General features: G+C 65.5%; 19 protein-coding genes and 2 pseudogenes. 10 read left to right on the forward strand and 11 right to left on the reverse strand.

What is annotated here, in order from left to right:
* Both NW75_RS11980 and NW75_RS11985 read left to right on the forward strand, forming a co-directional pair.
* Window positions 1-270 (forward strand): cold-shock protein (locus NW75_RS11980; RefSeq protein WP_033965457.1); only part of this gene is annotated, 270 nt, incomplete at its 5' end.
* Between the two features lie 140 nt (window positions 271-410).
* Window positions 411-917 carry a thioredoxin family protein gene (locus NW75_RS11985; RefSeq protein WP_033965459.1) on the forward strand — a complete coding sequence of 169 codons (507 nt, stop codon included), beginning with the start codon at window positions 411-413 and terminating at the stop codon, window positions 915-917.
* A 157-nt stretch (window positions 918-1,074) separates the two neighbouring features.
* On the opposite strand, the pseudogene pip reads toward NW75_RS11985, so the two are convergent.
* Both pip and NW75_RS11995 read right to left on the reverse strand, forming a co-directional pair.
* Window positions 1,075-2,029 (reverse strand): annotated as a pseudogene (gene pip, locus NW75_RS11990) (prolyl aminopeptidase).
* A gap of 42 nt (window positions 2,030-2,071) precedes the next feature.
* The gene (locus tag NW75_RS11995; RefSeq protein WP_033965477.1) at window positions 2,072-3,661 is read right to left on the reverse strand and encodes a cisplatin damage response ATP-dependent DNA ligase; all 1,590 of its coding nucleotides are present in this window, start codon (window positions 3,659-3,661) and stop codon (window positions 2,072-2,074) included.
* A gap of 49 nt (window positions 3,662-3,710) precedes the next feature.
* On the opposite strand from NW75_RS11995, the gene NW75_RS24475 reads away from it, so the two are divergent.
* Together NW75_RS24475 and NW75_RS24480 are read left to right on the forward strand one after the other, a co-directional pair.
* Window positions 3,711-4,049, forward strand: coding sequence for a hypothetical protein (locus NW75_RS24475; RefSeq protein WP_156143027.1), 339 nt, complete (start codon window positions 3,711-3,713; stop codon window positions 4,047-4,049).
* Window positions 4,040-4,540: a metallophosphoesterase gene (locus NW75_RS24480; RefSeq protein ID WP_156143028.1), complete on the forward strand. Its 501-nt coding sequence runs from the start codon at window positions 4,040-4,042 to the stop codon at window positions 4,538-4,540. The genes NW75_RS24475 and NW75_RS24480 overlap by 10 nt, the downstream gene beginning before the upstream one ends.
* 4 nt (window positions 4,541-4,544) lie before the next feature.
* Here the strand turns inward: NW75_RS24480 and NW75_RS12005 are convergent, their stop codons facing one another.
* The 3 genes from NW75_RS12005 to NW75_RS12015 form a co-directional block, all read right to left on the reverse strand.
* Window positions 4,545-5,036, reverse strand: coding sequence for a Dps family protein (locus NW75_RS12005; RefSeq protein WP_033965460.1), 492 nt, complete (start codon window positions 5,034-5,036; stop codon window positions 4,545-4,547).
* A 108-nt stretch (window positions 5,037-5,144) separates the two neighbouring features.
* Entirely contained in the window at window positions 5,145-5,696 is a 552-nt protein-coding gene (locus NW75_RS12010) for a TMEM165/GDT1 family protein (RefSeq protein ID WP_231565166.1), read from the reverse strand.
* 22 nt (window positions 5,697-5,718) lie between these two features.
* The gene (locus NW75_RS12015) at window positions 5,719-6,042 is read right to left on the reverse strand and encodes a hypothetical protein (RefSeq protein WP_033965462.1); all 324 of its coding nucleotides are present in this window, start codon (window positions 6,040-6,042) and stop codon (window positions 5,719-5,721) included.
* A gap of 172 nt (window positions 6,043-6,214) precedes the next feature.
* Between NW75_RS12015 and rpmG the strand changes: the two genes are divergently transcribed.
* Window positions 6,215-6,382 carry a 50S ribosomal protein L33 gene (gene rpmG, locus NW75_RS12020; RefSeq protein ID WP_010162189.1) on the forward strand — a complete coding sequence of 56 codons (168 nt, stop codon included), beginning with the start codon at window positions 6,215-6,217 and terminating at the stop codon, window positions 6,380-6,382.
* 117 nt (window positions 6,383-6,499) lie between these two features.
* On the opposite strand, the gene NW75_RS12025 is transcribed toward rpmG, so the two are convergent.
* Window positions 6,500-6,694 carry a hypothetical protein gene (locus NW75_RS12025; RefSeq protein ID WP_033965464.1) on the reverse strand — a complete coding sequence of 65 codons (195 nt, stop codon included), beginning with the start codon at window positions 6,692-6,694 and terminating at the stop codon, window positions 6,500-6,502.
* 28 nt (window positions 6,695-6,722) lie between these two features.
* Window positions 6,723-7,085, reverse strand: coding sequence for a response regulator (locus tag NW75_RS12030; RefSeq protein ID WP_010405037.1), 363 nt, complete (start codon window positions 7,083-7,085; stop codon window positions 6,723-6,725).
* Window positions 7,086-7,122: 37 nt separating this feature from the next.
* Here NW75_RS12030 and NW75_RS12035 point away from each other — a divergent pair, with 37 nt between their 5' ends.
* From NW75_RS12035 to NW75_RS12045, 3 genes are read left to right on the forward strand one after another with little or no spacing between them, the layout of a single operon-like run.
* On the forward strand, window positions 7,123-7,398 hold the full coding sequence (locus NW75_RS12035; RefSeq protein WP_033965466.1) for a DUF3572 domain-containing protein: 276 nt from the start codon (window positions 7,123-7,125) through the stop codon (window positions 7,396-7,398).
* Complete coding sequence (locus NW75_RS12040) at window positions 7,395-8,042, forward strand: hypothetical protein (RefSeq protein ID WP_033965468.1); 648 nt, start codon at window positions 7,395-7,397, stop codon at window positions 8,040-8,042. Before NW75_RS12035 ends, NW75_RS12040 begins: the two co-directional genes overlap by 4 nt.
* Complete coding sequence (locus NW75_RS12045) at window positions 8,039-8,503, forward strand: RidA family protein (RefSeq protein WP_033965469.1); 465 nt, start codon at window positions 8,039-8,041, stop codon at window positions 8,501-8,503. Before NW75_RS12040 ends, NW75_RS12045 begins: the two co-directional genes overlap by 4 nt.
* 36 nt (window positions 8,504-8,539) lie before the next feature.
* On the opposite strand, the gene NW75_RS12050 is transcribed toward NW75_RS12045, so the two are convergent.
* From NW75_RS12050 to ispG, 4 genes and pseudogenes are all read right to left on the reverse strand, one after another.
* Complete coding sequence (locus tag NW75_RS12050) at window positions 8,540-9,019, reverse strand: GNAT family N-acetyltransferase (RefSeq protein WP_033965470.1); 480 nt, start codon at window positions 9,017-9,019, stop codon at window positions 8,540-8,542.
* Window positions 9,016-9,921, reverse strand: coding sequence for a DMT family transporter (locus NW75_RS12055; protein ID WP_033965471.1), 906 nt, complete (start codon window positions 9,919-9,921; stop codon window positions 9,016-9,018). Before NW75_RS12055 ends, NW75_RS12050 begins: the two co-directional genes overlap by 4 nt.
* Before the next feature lie 40 nt (window positions 9,922-9,961).
* Window positions 9,962-10,438 (reverse strand): retropepsin-like aspartic protease family protein, encoded by a 477-nt coding sequence (locus tag NW75_RS12060; RefSeq protein WP_033965473.1) that lies wholly within the window; start codon window positions 10,436-10,438, stop codon window positions 9,962-9,964.
* Window positions 10,439-10,566: 128 nt separating this feature from the next.
* A pseudogene (ispG, locus tag NW75_RS12065) lies at window positions 10,567-11,692 on the reverse strand (flavodoxin-dependent (E)-4-hydroxy-3-methylbut-2-enyl-diphosphate synthase).
* A gap of 101 nt (window positions 11,693-11,793) precedes the next feature.
* On the opposite strand from ispG, the gene NW75_RS12070 reads away from it, so the two are divergent.
* Window positions 11,794-12,936, forward strand: a complete 1,143-nt coding sequence (locus tag NW75_RS12070) for an acyltransferase family protein (RefSeq protein ID WP_033965475.1) — start codon at window positions 11,794-11,796, stop codon at window positions 12,934-12,936.
* The coding region (locus tag NW75_RS12075; protein ID WP_033965476.1) for an isoaspartyl peptidase/L-asparaginase at window positions 12,933-13,114 on the forward strand (182 nt) is incomplete at its 3' end. The genes NW75_RS12070 and NW75_RS12075, both read left to right, overlap by 4 nt.

Genomic DNA, 13,114 nt, shown 5'->3' on the forward strand with positions numbered 1-13,114 from the left:
GCCGGCGCACCGCGCGGTGCCGCCCCCGGCGGTGCGCAGCAGCGTCAGCTGACCGGCGAGAAGGCGACCGGTACGGTCAAGTTCTTCAACGCGATGAAGGGCTTCGGCTTCATTCAGCGCGACGACGGGCAGCCCGACGCGTTCGTGCACATCTCGGCGGTCGAGCGTGGTGGTATGACCTCGCTCAACGAAGGCGACCGGCTCGAGTTCGAACTCGAAGTCGATCGTCGCGGCAAGATGGCAGCGGTCAATTTGACCTCGATCGCGTAAGCGTTCGCGCCACTGGCGAAAAGATTGAACCCGGTGGGCCTTTAGGCCTGCCGGGTTTTTCTTTGTGTGCGATTTCAACGCCCCACCCTACGAGTCGGGCGACCCCGGCACTGGCCGGAAGGACTGTAGAAGGACCCTCTATGCGCCTCGTTCTCGCCGCGATCGCCCTGACTCTTGCTGCCCCGGCCCTCGCCGCCCCTGCCCCAAAGGTCGCCGCGACCAGCTTCACGCAGCTCAAGACCCCGCTCCCGCTTCCCTATGACGAAACCGCCGACGCAAAGGCCCAGGTCGCCGCCGCCCGCGCACGCGCCAAGGCGCAGCACAAATTGCTGCTGATCGACCTTGGCGGCAATTGGTGCCTCGATTGCCGTCTCCTCGCGGGCACGATGGAATTGCCTGAGCTGCGCGGCTTCCTGGCCAAACACTATGAAATCGTCACCGTCGATGTCGGCCGCTTCGACAAGAATCTCGACATTGCTGCGAAATATGGCCTGAACGGTCACTTCGGTGGCGGCGTGCCGAGCGTACTGATCGTCGACCCCAAAACCGATTCGCTCAAGAATGTGGGCCGTACCGCCGCCCTCGCCGATGCCCGCAGCCTCAGCCCGCAAGCCCTTGCCGACTGGCTGGCAAGCTGGGTGCGTTAGACCACTGCGCCCGTCACCCCGGCCCTGTGCCGGGGTCCACTGGGATGCACAGTGCCACGGTGCAGATATCCCGGCACGGTGGACCCCGGGACAAGCCCGGGGTGACGAATTTGGATCGGTGCGGTCGCGGACGAACTGTAAACCGAGCGCATCAGTCTCAGCCCTCCGCGAAGCGATCGGTCGCGCGGATCAACTGGTCGAGGATGCCGGGCTCGTTATAGGCATGCCCCGCACCCTCGATCAGATGGAACTCGGCTTCGGGCCAGGCCTGGTGCAACGCGAAGGCGTACCGCGCCGGGCACGGCATGTCGTAGCGACCGTGCACGATCGTGCCCGGAATGCCCGCCAGCCGCCCGGCATTGCGCAGCAGCTGGCCCTCTTTCAGCCAGGCATCATGCGCGAAGAAGTGATTTTCGATCCGCGCGAAGGCCAGTGCGAAATGCCCGTCCTGAAACGCCTCGCTCAACGCGGGGTCGGGTAGCAAAGTAATCGTCTCGCCTTCCCAGATCGTCCATGCCTTGGCCGCTTCGAGCCGCGCTTGCGCATCATCGCCAGTCAGGATGCGGCGATAGGCCTGCACCATGTCGCCGCGCTGATCTTCGGGGATCGGCGCGAGGAAGCCCGCCCATTTGTCCGGGAACATCTCGGACACGCCGAACTGATAATACCAGTCCCGCTCGGCGCGGGTGACGGTGTAAATGCCGCGCAGGATCAGCGCACGCACCCGTTCGGGATGCGTTTCGGCATAAGCCAGCCCCAGCGTCGATCCCCACGACCCGCCGAACACCACCCACTGCTCGACCCCGACCAACGCACGCAACCGCTCGATATCGGCGACCAGATGCCAGGTCGTGTTGGCGTCTAGACAGGCATGCGGCGTCGATTTCCCACACCCGCGCTGGTCGAACAACAGCACGTCATAGCGCGCCGGATCGAACAGGCGACGATGGCTCGGCGAAATGCCGCCACCCGGCCCGCCATGCAGGAACACTGCCGGCGTCGCCCCCGGCGTGCCGCAGCGTTCGTAATAGACGCTATGCCCATCGCCGACGTCGAGCATGCCGGTCGCATAGGGTTCGAGCTCGGGGGTATAAAGTGCGCAAGTCGGTCATCGCGGGAATGATAAGGCCGCACCCCGGCCGTGTCACGCCGCCTCAGGTGATCATCCGCTTGAGCGCCGCCACGGTATCAGCCTCGGCGGCGGGCTTGTCGGTGCGGATGCGTGCGATACGAGGGAAGCGCATCGCTACGCCCGATTTGTGGCGTTTGGAGGCGTGGATCGAATCGAAGGCGATTTCGAGAACCAGCGTCTTTTCCACCTCGCGCACCGGGCCGAAGCGCGCCGTGGTATGGTTGCGCACGAACTGATCGAGCATCTTCAATTCGTCGTCGGTGATGCCCGAATAGGCCTTTCCCACCGGCAGCAGCTCGCCCTGTTCGGTCCAGCAGCCAAAAGTGTAGTCGCTGTAGAAAGACGATCGCCGCCCGCTCCCGCGCTGGGCATAGAGCATCACGCAATCGGCGGTCAGCGGGTCGCGCTTCCATTTGTACCACAGCCCGGTCTTGCGCCCGCCGACATAAGGCGAATCGCGCCGCTTGAGCATCACCCCCTCGATCGCGGCATCGCGCGCGCCCGCGCGTATGCCTTCGAGCGCGGAAAAATGTTCAGCGGCAATGACGGTGCTGAGATCGAACCGTCCAGCATCGAGCTGCGGGACGAACGCCTCCAGTCGCCTGCGGCGCTCGCTCCACGGAAGGCCCCGCAGATCCTCCTCGCCATCGTAAAGAATGTCGTAGAGCCGCACGAACGCCGGGGCTTCGGCCAGCATCTTCGCCGAAACCACCTTGCGCCCCAAACGCTGCTGCAAGGCGTTGAAGCTCGCGGCCCCCCCTTCTTCGGTTGCCGCCCCTTGGGCGTCGCCCTTCACCATCAATTCGCCGTCGAGCACGCCCGGCGTCGCGAAATCGCGCGCCACTTCGGGGAAGCTGGCGGTGATGTCGTCGCCGGTCCGGCTGTACAGCCGCGTTTGCCCGGCGACATGCACCAATTGTACGCGGATCCCGTCCCATTTCCATTCGGCGGCATAATCGGCGAGATCGACGCGCAAATCCTCCAGCGGATGCGCCAGCATGAACGGGCGGAACACCGGCACGTCGGCGCTGGTCGGCTGGTCGCCGCGCCCCTCCGCCCAGTCGAACAGCGCGGTATAAGGCGGCGCGATCCCGTGCCACACTTCCTCCACCGCCTCGACATCGAGCGCGAACGCCTGCGCCAGCGCCGTTTTGGCGAGCCGCGCGGAAACCCCGATCCGCAACGCCCCCGTTGCCATCTTGAGCAGGGCAAAGCGTTCATCGGCGTCGAGCCGGTCGAGCATCGCGGCCAGCACGGCGGGGGTATCCGATCGCGACAATGCCGCCAGCCGATCGACTGCCTGCGCGATGCCGAGTAGCTCCGCATCCGGCACCACCAGCGGCTTGGGCCACAACAAGGCGACGGTTTCGGCGGTATCGCCGACATAGTCGCGGCTCATCCGGAACAGCACGGGATCCACGCGTTCCTCGATCAATGCCCGAATCACCGCCGGTTTCACACCGGGAAGGTCGAGTTCCCCGGTCAGCGCCGCCATCGCCCAGCCGCGATCGGGATCGGGCACCGCGCGCAGATAATCGACGATCAGCTTCAGCTTCGCATTGCGCGAGCGGGTGTAGATCAGCCCGTCCAGGAGATCGGCAAAAGCACGCATCGTCGCAGCACCATGGCGCATCGCGCCCTGTCCGGCTAGCAGTCCCGCCATGTCGCGTATCCTTCGATTCGTCGCGGGCCTGGTCCTGATCGGGCTCGCTCTGCTGCTTGGTGCCTATGTCGCCTCCCGCGCCGATCCGATCGTCCGCCGCACAACCGTCACGTTGCCGGATTGGCCAAAGGGTGCGCCGCCGATCACGCTGGCGCTGTTGACCGACATCCATCTCGGCAATGCCAGCATGGACCGCGCGCGGCTCGATCGCATCGTCGATCAGGTCAACGCGCTGAAGCCCGATCTGGTTCTGATCGGCGGCGACTTTCTCGCGGACTATGACAAGCCGCAGGCAAAGGTGCGATCTCGCTCATCGCCGAATCGCTTGTGCGGTTAAAGGCACCGCTCGGCACGGTAGCGGTGCTTGGCAATCACGATTACAACACAGATCCGCAAGCCGTCACCAACGCACTGGCACGGATCGGCATTCCCGTTTTGCAAAATACCGCGACTCAGCGCGGACCGATCGTGATCGGCGGGCTCGGGGATTTTGATACCGATCATGCGAACGTTCCGACAACGATCGCAGCGATGGCGAAACTGCACGGAGCACATGTCGTGTTGACCCACAGCCCAGACGCCCCAACTCCGTTTCCCGGGACGTTCCGGCTGCTACTCGCGGGGCATCTGCACTGCGGACAGATTGTACTCCCGCTGCTTGGCCCCGTCAGCGTGCCGGTGGCGCGGCGGCGCTATCTGTGCGGCGTCGTCCACGACGGCAACCGGACGGTGGTGGTGTCGGGTGGCCTCGGCACCAGCAACGCGCCGCTACGTGTCCACGCGCCGCCGGACCTGTGGCTCGTCACCGTCGGTCCGGCGAAGCGTTAAGGCGTTAGCCCTTGCGGCTAGCCTCGAACAGGAACCAGGCGCGGCGCTCGGCCTGATCGGTCCAGTCGTCGATGACGGCGCTGGTCGCATTGTCCTTGGCCGCATCGGCCAGGTCCTTGGCTTCGCGCAGCGCTTCGACCAGCTTGAGATTGTCGTCGCGCAATTCGCTCAGCATCGCTTCGGGCGCGACGAAATCGGCGTCATTGTCCTTGATCGTCTGGTGGCGCGCAATGTCGCCGATCGAGCGTAGCGTGGTCTGGCCGATCTTGCGTACGCGCTCGGCAATATCGTCGGTCGCGGCAAAAATCTGGGTGGCCTGTTCGTCCAGCATCAGGTGATAGTCGCGAAAATGCGGACCCGACACGTGCCAGTGAAAATTCTTGGTCTTGAGGTAGAGCGCGAACGAATCCGCGAGAATGCCGTTAAGCGCCTGCGACACCGTCTTGACGGCATTGGTCTTCAAATCGGTGGGGGTCTTGAGTGCGTCGGCGGCCATGATCTACTCCATTCGCAGGCAGAATATTTGGTTCGGTGCTGCAACGAAGCGATAGCCGATTGGCTCCCGGTCGGCTTGGATAAAATTACGATCTCAGCGATCGGATCGCTAGATGAGCCGTAGCGCCGACAACGCCTGCACCGCCCCCGCCAGCGTCAACACCGTCGCCGCGCCCAGGCGCAGCGCAGTGGTCGGCAGTTTGCGCAGGCCCCGTTCGCCCAGCAGTGTCGCGGGCACAGTCACCGCCAGGCTGCCGATCGTCGCGCCGATCCCGGCGAAGGCCGGAGTGGTGGCCTGCGTCGCAAAAGCGGCCGTGATGAACTGTGTGCGATCGCCAAAGCCGAGCACGCCCACAGCCACAAGGCTCGACCCAAACGGCCCCAGCCGCCAGCGGCGTGCTTTAGCGGGCTTGCTAGGCCAGAAGCCGGCGACGCCGCCCGACAGCAAGGCCAGTGCCAGCAACAGCCCCTGCGCATTGGGCGACAGCATCGGTGCCACCAGGATCCCGCCCACGACCCCCACCGCATTGCCGAACGCCAGCGCCAGCGCAACGCCCGCGATCACCGCGCCCTTTTCGTCATACCGGTCGCCCAGCGCCGCAACAGCCCACGGCGTGCGATCGCTTACTTGCGCCAACAGCGCCGCGACGATGGCGGCCATCAGAACGTCCATTGCTTCCGCTTCAACCGGCCAGGCGAACCGAGCAGGCCGCAGCAAAGGTTTCGCAAGCGTGGGAATCGTGGCGATCGGACGATACCGCGTCGCGCAGGATCGCGATCCAGCCGAGCACTAGCGCGCCGCGCTCGCCCCGCGCCAGCGCTGCATCGATGGCATGGGTCACTGCGACCGCAGGATACAGGCCATAGGCCTGCGCTGCCGCGCGAATCGAATCGACCTCCGCCGCCAGCGCGGCGGTTGAGGCGGCGCTCGCGCGCATCCCGACCATCGCGACTCGCGCGGCGAGTTCGGCCTGGGCTATTGCGATTGCGCTGTCAGGTGCCGCCATATTTCGTCCCCTCTGACGTGCATCTTGCGCGCGCGGTGGTAAACACGCGCTTAAGCCCTGCCGAATCGTCCCGTCGTGCTTGACATCACGCGCTGCTTCCTTCATCGGGCGACGCTTAAGAGCGGCGACCGGTTCGCCGCTTTTGCATTTTCAGATCACAGGAATTCAGGTCATGGCAAAGCCGACCACGGTCAAGATCAAGCTCGTCAGCACGGCGGACACTGGTTTCTTCTACACCACCAAGAAGAACCCGCGCACCAAGACCGAGAAGCTGAGCTTCAGCAAATATGATCCCGTCGTGCGCAAGCATGTCGAGTTCAAGGAAGCCAAGATCAAGTGATCGCGCGGGCGGCATAGCCCGCCCGTCTTTCACACCCGCGCCGCACTGCGCGGAGGTCGCGAGCTTGAGCCGCAAGGGCAACCTTGCGGCTTTTCTGCGCTGTGCACCGTCGATCGATTACGGTTGGATGATGCGCACCAGCCATAACGCCAAGCCAAGAACCAGATACACCCCCGCCCCGATACGGGCCGCCGTCGAATAGCCCTGCCGCCATAGGAACCAGTAAAACACGATCGGTAGCAGGATCAGGCCCAGCATCAACGGAACACCGATTCTGCGATACGCCGGCGCTGCGATATCCGAATCGGTCAATGCTCATCTCCCCGGAGTTTGGAACGACTTAGACCAACGCCGCCACCGCATCCACGAAGCGCATCAGCGAAATCGGCTTTGACACATAGGCATCGGCACCCGCTGCGCGGATCCGCTCCTCATCTTCGCGCCCGGCATAGGCCGTCACTGCCATAATCGGGATATCGCGCAGGGCTTCATCGGCCTTGAACTGCAGAATCAGATCATAGCCGCTCAGATGCGGCAGCTGGATGTCGGTCACGATCAGGTTGGGCGCGAACGCGCGCGCGCGCGCCACGGCTTCGCGCCCGTCGCGCACGCCCTCGGTCACATATTCGTGCGCGCGCAGCAGATCGCAGAAAAGTTTCAAGTTGAGTTCGTTGTCCTCGACAACGAGCACCCTTTTTGCCACGCCCAAATCGTCCTGGTCCATGGAATTTCCCTAAGCAATGCGCGCCCGAGAAACAAACCCCGAACCGGCCGAACTGGCGCTACGCGCGCTGGTGTGGACGCTGGGCGAGCCGGACCGGGCGCTGCGCCTGCTCGATGTGACGGGCATGACCCCCGCCGATTTGCGCACGCGCGCGGGCGAACCCGCGGTGCTGTCGGCAGTGCTTGGCTTTCTGGAATCGTATGAACCCGATCTGATCGCCTGCGCCGACGGGATTGGCGAGCGCCCCGAAGCGATTGTGGCAGCCCGCGCTGCGCTGGAGAATGCCGCATGAAGGGCCTGCTGATCTGCGATTGCGACGAAGTGCTGCTGCACATGGTGCGGCATTTCGGCGTGTGGCTGCGCGAACATCATGACATCGATTTTACCGCCAATGGCGGCGATTTCGCCACCAGCATGACGCGCATCTCGGGCGGCCCGGTGCCGACGCGCGAGGAGATGTGGGGCCTGCTCGAGGGCTTCTTTCCCGCCGAGATGAGCCGCCAGACGCTCGTCCCCCACGCCCGCGAAGCGCTCGCCGCGCTGTCGCAAGTCGCCGATGTCGTCATCCTGACCAACCTCGCCGACCACAATCGCGAACCGCGCATCGCGCAATTGCTTGGTCATGACATGGCGTACCGCGTCGAGACCAACCAGGGCGGCAAGGGCGATCCGGTCGCGCGGCTGGTCGCCGAACATGGCAACCCGGTCACGGTGTTCGTCGACGATCTCGCGGTGCACCACGCCTCGGTCGCCAAGCACGCGCCGCAGGTTTACCGCCTGCACATGATTTCCGAGCCCTCGCTCGCACCCAACGTCCCGCCCGCGCCCGACGCGCATGTCCGCATCGATGATTGGCAGGCGGCGCAAGCGTGGATCGCCGACCGTTTCGCAGCTGGGCTGCCCGCCGCCTCATCCCCCGAAAGGACCTCCGCATGACCGACCGTATCGACCGCAAGCTTTCCGAACTCGGCCTCGCTTTGCCCGCCGCCGCCGCACCCGTCGCCTCTTATGTGCCGACCGTCGATGCGCACGGGCTGCTCCACATTTCGGGCCAATTGCCGTTCAAGGATGGCGCGGTCATCACCGGGCGGCTGGGCGATTCGGTCGATCTCGAAGCCGGTGCTGCCGCTGCACAAGCGTGCGCGCTGATGCTTGTCGCGCAGATCAAGGCAGCGCTTGGCGGGCTGCACCGGGTCGAACGGATCGTGAAGCTCGGCGTGTTCGTCAATTCGACCGCCGATTTCACTGATCAGCCCAAGGTCGCCAATGGCGCGTCGGACCTGATGGTCGCGTTGTTCGGCGAAGCCGGCAAACACGCCCGCAGCGCCGTCGGCGTCGCCGCGCTCCCGCTTGGGGCGGCGGTGGAAGTCGACGCGATCGTTCAGATCACCGCTTGAGCGCGATCGGCGCGGGTCCGTGGACCCGCGTCGCCGTCACGCCGGTTGTGCCAGCGTCGCCAGCGCATCGCCGGTGACGCGGTACACCGTCCATTCCTCCATCGGCGCTGCCCCCATCGAGCGATAAAAGTCGATCGCCTTCTCGTTCCAGTCGAGCACCGACCATTCGAAGCGCGTGCAGCCCCGCGCCACCGCCAGCGCGGCCAGATGCTTCAGCAACGCCTTGCCCACGCCCGCCCCGCGCGCCTCGGGCGTGACATACAGATCCTCCAGATACAGCCCACGCCAGCCAGTCCAGGTCGAGAAATTGTGGAAGAACAACGCCATGCCGACGGGCTTGCCGTCGAGTTCGGCGATCACCGCCTCGGCTGCGGGGTGCGGCCCGAACAGCGCGTCCTGCAATAACGGCTCGGTCGCCACCACCTTGTCGGGCTCGCGCTCAAATTCGGCGAGTTCGCGCACCAGATGCAGGATCAGCGGCACATCGGCAGGGGTGGCAGGGCGGATATGGGTCATGCGGCAGCCTCGGTTTGCGGGGCGGCGGCGGCATGGCCGCGCACCGCAGCGACGCACCCCGCGATGATCAGCGCCGCCCCGAGGGTCGTGTAGAGCGACACCGTCTCGCCGAACACCCACCAACCGAGCAAAGCCGACCACAGAAAGGCGGTATATTCCACTGGTGCCAGCACCTGCGCCTCGGCCCGACCGTAAGCCCAGGCGAGCGCCATTGCAGAGACCGAGCCCAGCACCGCCGCCGCGCCGATCTGCGGCCATTGCGCCACCGTCGGCAGCCCCGAAAACCACGGTGCGCCGATCAGCAGCAACGCGCCCAGCACGATGCTGGTGAACAAGGCGACCTCCAGCGGATCGGCGACCTGCGCCTGCTGCCGCAGCAGGATCAGGCTATAAGCATAGAAGATCGAGGCGGCGAAAATGGCGATCGACCCCAGCACATGTGCGGTCGATGCATGTGCCTGCACCTCGCCCGCAGCGATCACCAGCACCCCAGCGCTCGCCACCACCGAGCCAAGGATCGCCCCGCGCCGGATCGTCTCCCCCAGCAGCGCGGCCGCGAAATACAAGGCGATCAGCGGCGCAAGAAAGGTCAGCGCCACACCCTGCGCCATCGGCACCCGCGCGAGGCCCCAGAAGAACAGCAGCACCGATACCCCCGCGGTCGCGCCGCGCAGCACATGCAGCCGCAACGCCGCCCGCCCCGGCCACGGCCGCCGTCGCACGACGAATACCGTGCCGAGCAGCGCCACACCCACCACCGATCGCCACAACACCGCCGAATAGGCCCCGCTGGCGATCGACAGCCCCTTCATCAGCACGTCCATCGTCGAATAGGTGGCGATGCCGATCGCGGCGACGGTAAAGGCGAGCGTGGCGGAAACGGGCTTCATGGCGCTGGGCATAGCGGCCTGCACCCTCAGCGTCACCCTTGCGCCGGCTCGCTCATTCCAGCGTCATGGTGTCGTCGGCTATTTTCACCGAGCCAATGTGCCGCAGGTAATTCTGGCCGAGCAGCGACATCTCGCTGTCCTGAAGCACGACCGCGCGCACGTCACTCGCGCGCTTGCCGTCCAGCACGATGGAGGCGATTCGCACTTCCTGCCCGCGAACATCGCCCGCAGCGCCTTTCCCGATCACGGTGAATTGGGCGGGATCGAACGCGACATGCGCGCGTCGTGCATCGTCCAGCGTCAGCGCGACGGTATCGGCACCGGTATCGACGAGGAAGCGAACCGGCTCGTCATTGACATTGGCGACGGCGAGGAAGTGCCCGCTGGGACTGCGTGCGATCCGGGTCGCGACGGGCATCTCGGCGGGGGGCGTCGCTGCCACGACAGCGATCGGGGCAGGTCGCGCAGCAGGAAGCGCAAGGCCAATGCCAATGCCTGCAAGAACGACAAGGCCAAGCGCGATTTTCATGACGGCTTGATAGCGCGTGGCTCCTTAGGGTCGGGCTAAGCCTTGTGCCTAAGGAGCCGTCAACGCGGGCGGAACGGGGGCTTGCCCCATACCCAGAATCCCGGGCGCGCAAGGCCCGGCGCGCGTTCCTATTCCGCCGCCACCGCGACTGCCGCCTCATGCGCCTCGATCGCCGCGGCCTTTTCCTCGACCAGCTTGACGATATGCTCCAGCATGTCCTCGCTGTTCACGGTGTGGTCGGTCACGCCTGACAGATACACCATGTGCTTGCCATTGCCGCCGCCAGTGAGGCCGATATCGGTCTCGCGCGCTTCGCCGGGGCCGTTGACGACGCAGCCGAGCACGCTCAGCGACATCGGGGTGCGGATGTGCTGGAGCCGTTCCTCCAGCGCCTGCACCGTGCGGATCACGTCAAAGCCCTGCCGCGCGCAGCTTGGGCACGACACCACGCGCACGCCGCGATTGCGGATGCCGAGCGCCTTCAGGATCTCGAAGCCGACGCGCACTTCCTCCTCGGGCTCGGCCGAAAGCGAGACGCGCAACGTGTCGCCAATGCCATACCACAAAAGCGAGCCGATCCCGATCGCCGACTTCACCGTGCCGCCGACGAAGCCGCCGGCCTCGGTAATGCCCAGATGCAGCGGGCAATCGACCGTCTCGGCCAGTTGCTGGTACGCCGCCACCGCCAGGAACAGGTCGGACGCCTTCACCGCCACCTTGAATTCGTGAAAGTCGCGGTCCTGCAGCAGCTTGATATGGTCGAGCGCGGATTCGACCAGCGCCTCGGGGCACGGCTCGCCGTACTTTTCGAGCAAGTCTTTTTTCGAGGCTGCCAGCATTCACGCCGATGCGAATCGCACAGCCATTGGCCTTGGCAGCGTTGACGACTTCGTTGACGCGCTCGGCCGAGCCGATGTTGCCGGGGTTGATGCGCAGGCACGCAGCGCCCGCATCGGCGGCTTCGAGCGCGCGCTTATAGTGGAAATGGATATCGGCGACGATCGGCACGCGACTCGCGCGGACGATCTGCTTCAGCGCGGCGGTGCTCTCCACATCGGGGCACGACACGCGGATGATGTCGACGCCGGCATCTTCGCAGCGGCGGATCTGGTCGATCGTCGCCTTGGCATCGCTGGTCGGGGTGTTGGTCATCGTCTGGACGGTGACCGGCGCGTCGCCGCCGACGGGGACGTTGCCGACCATGATCTGGCGGCTCTTGCGGCGGGTAATGTCGCGCCACGGGCGAACGGACATGGAGAAATTCCTCTGGGTTGCGGTGCCCCTATAGCGCCGTCCTGCGCCAACCGAAACCGCTAGAGTTTGCGCCCGCAAAGACAACACCCTAAGGCCCCCGGATGGAACGGCATTACGGACTGGACTGGTTGCGCATCGGCGCATTCGGCCTGCTCATCCTCTATCATATCGGCATGGTCTTCGTCCCCTGGGGCTTCCATGCCAAGACCGCGCAGCCGCTGCCATGGGTGGTGGTGCCGATGCTGGCGATCAACAGCTGGCGCCTGCTGCTGCTGTTCGTGGTGTCGGGCTATGCCAGCCGCGCGTTGCTGGTGCGCGGGGATGGCACCAAGGATTTCGTCGCCAACCGTACGCTGCGGCTGATCCTGCCCTTGCTGTTCGGGGTGGTGGTGATCGTGCCGGTGCAGCCGTGGGTCGAACTGGTCACCCAGCACGGCTATCCGCATGGCTTTCCCTATTTCCTCGGGCATGATTATTTCCGCTTTGTCACCATCAGCGGCATCGCGCTGCCGACTTGGCAGCATCTGTGGTTCGTCGGCTATCTGTGGATCTATACGATGCTGCTGGCGCTGGCGGTCGCATTGGTCGGGCAACGGAGCCTCCAGCCTGTGTTCGACCGCATGTTTGGCGGCGTGCTGGTGTGGTTGATCCCGGCGGTGTGGCTGGTGGTGGTCAGCGCGTGGCTGTTCCCCGGCGTCGCGCCGACCAACGATCTGGTCGGCGATCTGGTGTCGCACGCGCAATATCTGCCAGGCTTCTTGTTCGGCTTCGCGCTTGCTGGCTCCGCGAGCGGGCTTGCAGCGATGCGGCGGTGGTGGCCGTGGGCGCTCGTCACCGCATTGGTTTGCTACGCGCTGGTCGCGGCAATCGAGCTGCGCTGGCCGAACAGCGCCAGCCCGGCCTGGCCGTGGGGCCTCCTGTTCGCCAGCGCCCGCGCGCTACAGGGCTGGAGCATGATCGTCGCACTGATCGGCCTCGCCGATTCCTATCTCAATCGCGATCACCCGTGGCGACGCGTGCTGACCGAAGCGGTGTTTCCCTTCTACCTGATCCACCAGACGATCATCGTCGGGGTCGAGGGCTGGCTGCTCCACTTCGGCCTGCCGCGCGCTGCGGAATTCGCTATCCTGCTGGTGGCGACGCTCGGCGGCTGCTGGATCTTTTATGCGGTGGGGCGCGAAATCGGCTGGTTGCGGCCGCTGATCGGCCTGCGACCGCGCGCTCGTAAGGAAGGGATGCGATGAGCTGGACGTTGGTGCTGCACGGCGGCGCGGGGCAAATGACGCGCGACACGATCACCCCTGCGCAAGCCGAGGGCGCGCGCGCGGGTCTCGGCCGCGCGCTCAATGCCGGGGCGGCGATCCTCGCGGATGGCGGTGCAGCGCTCGACGCGGTCGAAGCGGCGGTGCGCGTGCTGATGAC

Origin of the sequence: Sphingomonas sp. Ant H11, from assembly GCF_000797515.1 — a bacterium.
GTDB lineage: Bacteria > Pseudomonadota > Alphaproteobacteria > Sphingomonadales > Sphingomonadaceae > Sphingomonas.